This is a genomic window from Devosia chinhatensis (genome assembly GCF_000969445.1).
GTDB lineage: Bacteria > Pseudomonadota > Alphaproteobacteria > Rhizobiales > Devosiaceae > Devosia > Devosia chinhatensis.
Window position 1 is genome coordinate 1 of sequence record NZ_JZEY01000008.1, and the last position, 488, is coordinate 488.

At 56.1% G+C, this 488-nt stretch carries 1 protein-coding gene and 1 pseudogene; both read right to left on the minus strand.

Annotated elements, in window-relative coordinates; genetic code table 11:
* Positions 1-252: hypothetical protein (locus VE26_RS18900; protein ID WP_425283802.1), on the minus strand; the 252-nt coding region annotated here is incomplete at its 3' end.
* Positions 253-465 (minus strand): annotated as a pseudogene (locus VE26_RS18905) (AAA family ATPase); the annotation flags it as partial.
* Between the last annotated feature and the right edge of the window lie 23 nt (positions 466-488).

Below are 488 nucleotides of genomic sequence, written 5' to 3' on the forward strand. Positions count from 1 at the left end.
GTCCACCACACGTCCCGACGGGATTTCATATGACAGCTGTTCAGATGCTGCGCGCTGTCGCACGCGTTTATGAGAACGCAAGCCATACGGTGAAGCGTAGCCTTCATTGGCGATCCATTTCCGCGCCCATGGGTCGAGGTTGAGCACAATGACCCGATCCTTGGGCAGGTTAGCGAGGCGGGCAAATTGGCTATCTACGATCGACCCCATATGTTCGCGGCCCAGCCGGTGTAAAAGCAGGATCTCATCGATACGGTTGAGGAATTCGGGACGGAACGAGGCCTTGACCATGTCTAGGACCTTGCCGCGCACTAGCTCGACCGATTCACCATCCCTGAGTTCGACAAGATATTCCGCCCCCAGGTTAGTGGTCAGGATGATCACCGTATTCCGAAAATCAACAGTGCGGCTCTTACCGTCGGTCAGCCGTCCGTCATCGAGAACCAGCAGCTGCACATTGACGACTTCGGGACGGGCTGTTTAGATCC